This is a genomic window from Aliivibrio sifiae, from assembly GCF_002954705.1.
Classification (GTDB): Bacteria; Pseudomonadota; Gammaproteobacteria; order Enterobacterales; family Vibrionaceae; genus Aliivibrio; species Aliivibrio sifiae_A.
Genome location: NZ_MSCO01000002.1, coordinates 617,912 through 621,674 on the forward strand (window position 1 = coordinate 617,912; position 3,763 = coordinate 621,674).

Sequence of the window (3,763 nt, forward strand, 5' to 3'; positions counted from 1 at the left end):
GTGCTCTAATACCTAGTAAATCAAATTTTCATTTATAGTTGTAAATAAAATGTATTCATATCTGTCTAAAATATATAAGTTAAACAAAAAATCTCAACAAAAAAGGTTTATTAAAAGATTGAATTGGAGTGTTCAAAAATATCGTGTATTAAGAACTTTTGAAAAGCTGGCTCATGACTCAAGACAAGGCTCATTTATTGATAGTCTATATGTCACAGAGAATAAGGAGTTAAGGCAAATTCAATTACATTCTGGTAAACACCCCATAGGTTTGTACCTTGAAACAAATGACCAATACAACTTACAACATAACCAGAATATCTGCTTGGATGTTGAATCTGGAGCTGCGATTGTATTATCTCAAGGAGCATCAGGAGAGGTAATAGTATTGCTGTACTCATTCGTTTCAGAGCAAAGGCAGCCACATATAGAAAGCTTAGTTTGGTCGGTATTAAGTAGTCCTGATGATTTGACTAACAATGTAATTAAAAAAATAATTACAGATTTTTTTATTTTAAGTCGATATACCAGTGCTTTGTACACTGAAACGTTTTTGGATAGGCTACGAATTAACTATTTAAACTATAAAGGTAAATTCTATATACCCAACAATAAGGTAAGGAATGCTCTGCTAAATCATTGGGTCGTACTTCTAATTGGTTTAATTGGATCAATATGCAGTATTGTAGGTTTTTTTTAAGTAAATAGCACATAACAAATGCATCAACACGATTTACTACACTCGGCAATCTCAGTTTGCCGGGTGTTTCTCGTTTTAAGGCTTCAATATTAAGTATAATTGCATAGTAGTAAACGTGTTATGCAGGCGTTATATGCTGGAGTAAAATTCACATGCATTAGTAGTGCTGTTCTGTATAATGGGTTCTAGTTTAAATATTACAAAAAAGTGACTTCTATGAAATATTTTATGCTTCTCGCAACATTATTAGCCTCATTTGGGGCTCAAGCTTTATCGAAGCAAAATACGCAAGAGTTCTATGAACAAATGTCTAAACACTCGTTATGTGCAGCCGCTGCAACCTATACTAATAACGACTCTGCTAGTAATGAAATAACGAATTATATGTATGAAAAATTAGATTTTTATGCAAACGGTGAATATTTGAGTAATACTAAGCGTGGTTTCATGGTGGGCTATTCTGTTGGTATGTCTCAAGCTGTGTTTGGGCAATTGTACAAGCAACAAGGTGAGCCTAAAGGAATTGCGATAAAAGACTTCGCTAAAATGGCTTGGGGAAAAATGTGTACAAATTTAGAGCTATAGTCCTAAATTAATCCATTGCAATTACACTCTGAGCTCGCATATAACAAATGCATCAACACGATTTACTACACTCGGCATCTCAGGTTGTCGGGTGTTTCTCGTTTTAAGGCGTCAATATTAAGTATAATTGCTTGGTAGTAAACGTGTTATGCAGGCGTTAACTGCTTCTCGGTTTAAATTAATTCACCGATACTAGCTCTAATGTCTGCAATTGTAATAAACAGTTTGTTATCAGCGTCTTTGAATGCGGTAAAACCGTATTTTTCATAGAAATATTCAGCGCCATCTTTTGCATCAACAATGACGACAGGGAAGGCGACGGTTTCACTTGCCATTAATAGCTTTCTAAGCGCATCAATCAAAAGCCATTCACCGAAACCTTGACCTTTGTATCTATGGTCAACGGCTAAGCGGGCAATTAAACCACCAGAAGTTACACTGTGATGCTTCTTTTGTAATTTAGGTGGTAAATCCTGAATATCAATGGGTGTCATTGTTAATGTGTAATAACCAATAATGTGCTCAGGACATTGCTTATCCTCAAGAACAAAAGTGCGAGTATTGTCTTTCTTAGCTTGTTGGCTTGCCATAACTTTCAAGTAATTATTGAGTGCGGTAATGCCACAATCAAAACGATTTCGGTCATGTTTAGCTTTTTCTAATTGGACAGTATTCATTATTGAGTTTTATCCATATAACGTGAAGCTGCTTTTTGTAACTTGCTATTTGGTTTAGCTGGTTGGTCTAACGCAGTCATTAACGTTATAGCATCTTGCTGACTTAGTTGCAGGGCACGTTCACGTTCCATAATAGTTTTTGCTTTTTCTACAGCTGCACTAAGCACAAATGAGTTAATGCTAGACATACCAGCAATAGCCGCAGCTTGAGAGAGTAGTTCTTGTGTATCAATATCTACACGTGCTGTAATACGAGGTAATGCAGTCGCCATAATAATCTCCATTCAGTGTCAAAGTGGCACAAGTGAATTGTAGTTTAATTATTATACGCTGACAAGTTTTGTGTCACTTTGGCACGCAGTTAACAAATGCATCAACACGATTTTCTACATTCGGCATTCTAGGTTTCTTTGAGTTTACCGTGTTAAGTGGTAAATTTGAGCTTAATCTGCATAGTAGCAAACGTGTTATGCAGGCGTTAACTGCTTCTTTGTTAATTTAGCTTTCAAATATGGTAATCATTCTCTTTGAGTAGTAGACTAATATTATTTCCGCATAAATGTGCGAGGTAAACATGAAGTACGAATTATTAGTTTTAGCTGCAATGACACGATTGGAATCTCCAAATACTCAAGCTATCGTGGCTGCAACTGGGATTTCTGAACGTAAAGTACAATCCGTAGTTAACTCATTAGTTGAAAATTTAGGCTTAAATATTCAAAGAGAGCGCCAAGGTCGAACCTTCCGTTTTTCTATTAATAGCTGGGGTGTTTTTGAATCAGGGAAAGCGATCCAATCTCAACTTAATGACATTGATTTAGTTATGCCAAGTAATTCAATGCTTTCTTCTTACGAAGAAAAGCATGCCTATTTCGAGCAAGTTAAAATGGATAACTTTAAAGAAAGTATGCGTTTAGAGGGACATGATGTTGCTAGTGATTTTGATTTATCACTCGACAGAGAGCAACAACGTCAAATTTTGTTAAACAAATACTCAAACGTAAATTCGTTAGAGGCGCTCAATGGCTGATAAATATGGCACAACACAAGATCCTTATACTTACGAAAATAGTACGGTTCTTGTTAATAAGCTCAATATCAGCAATGAAGCTGTATTAGAGGCAGCTGAACGTGATTTAACAACGTTAGCTGCAATGTATGTGGAGTTTCAATTACCTCCTTACGATTTCAGCTATCTGCGTTCAATTCATCACATTTTGTTCTCCGATCTATTTGAATGGGCTGGCGAGTTAAGAACGATTGACATTTCAAAGGGAAATACACGCTTTTGTAATGTAGGTAGGATTGAAAAAGAAGCGAATAATCTGTTTTCAATGTTAGAAAAAGATAAGTATTTAGCTGATCTTCCATACGATGAATTTCTTACTAAGCTAGCTGAGTATTATTGCGATATTAACGTTCTACACCCATTTCGTGAAGGTAATGGTCGCGCTCAACGTTTGTTGTTTGAGCATATTGCAATCAACTGTGGTTACAATATTAATTTTTCTGGTATTACTTCTGAGCAATGGGTAGCCGCAAATATCCATGGCTATCATTGTAATTATGTGCCAATGAAAGAGCTGTTTTCTGTTTGTGTAACTAAAGCTGAAAAGCGCAGTTAACAATCGCATCAACACGATTTGCTACATTCGGCATTCTAGGTTTCTTTGGTTTTACCGTATTAAGTGGTAAATTTGAGCTTAATCTGCATAGTAGCAAACGTGTTATGCAGGCGTTATACGTTTTTAGTTGAAGTTAGGATAATTAATAAATGAAATGGATACCTGATAATAGTAAA

At 35.6% G+C, this 3,763-nt stretch carries 6 protein-coding genes; 4 read left to right on the forward strand and 2 right to left on the reverse strand.

Annotation, left to right across the window (positions count from 1 at the left end; all coding sequences use genetic code 11):
* Positions 1–118 precede the first annotated feature (118 nt).
* Both BTO22_RS13820 and BTO22_RS13825 read left to right on the forward strand, forming a co-directional pair.
* Entirely contained in the window at positions 119–700 is a 582-nt protein-coding gene (locus BTO22_RS13820; protein ID WP_146107547.1) for a hypothetical protein, read from the forward strand.
* A 216-nt stretch (positions 701–916) separates the two neighbouring features.
* Positions 917–1,285: a hypothetical protein gene (locus BTO22_RS13825; RefSeq protein WP_105055990.1), complete on the forward strand. Its 369-nt coding sequence runs from the start codon at positions 917–919 to the stop codon at positions 1,283–1,285.
* 173 nt (positions 1,286–1,458) lie between these two features.
* On the opposite strand, the gene BTO22_RS13830 is transcribed toward BTO22_RS13825, so the two are convergent.
* Both BTO22_RS13830 and BTO22_RS13835 read right to left on the reverse strand, forming a co-directional pair.
* Positions 1,459–1,965, reverse strand: a complete 507-nt coding sequence (locus tag BTO22_RS13830; RefSeq protein ID WP_175354183.1) for a GNAT family N-acetyltransferase — start codon at positions 1,963–1,965, stop codon at positions 1,459–1,461.
* Positions 1,962–2,234, reverse strand: a complete 273-nt coding sequence (locus tag BTO22_RS13835) for a type II toxin-antitoxin system TacA family antitoxin (RefSeq protein ID WP_105055991.1) — start codon at positions 2,232–2,234, stop codon at positions 1,962–1,964. Before BTO22_RS13835 ends, BTO22_RS13830 begins: the two co-directional genes overlap by 4 nt.
* Positions 2,235–2,536: 302 nt before the next feature.
* Between BTO22_RS13835 and BTO22_RS13840 the strand changes: the two genes are divergently transcribed.
* Positions 2,537–2,992, forward strand: a complete 456-nt coding sequence (locus BTO22_RS13840; RefSeq protein WP_254106077.1) for a YhfG family protein — start codon at positions 2,537–2,539, stop codon at positions 2,990–2,992.
* Entirely contained in the window at positions 2,985–3,587 is a 603-nt protein-coding gene (locus BTO22_RS13845; protein ID WP_105055993.1) for a putative adenosine monophosphate-protein transferase Fic, read from the forward strand. The genes BTO22_RS13840 and BTO22_RS13845 overlap by 8 nt, the downstream gene beginning before the upstream one ends.
* Positions 3,588–3,763: the final 176 nt, after the last annotated feature.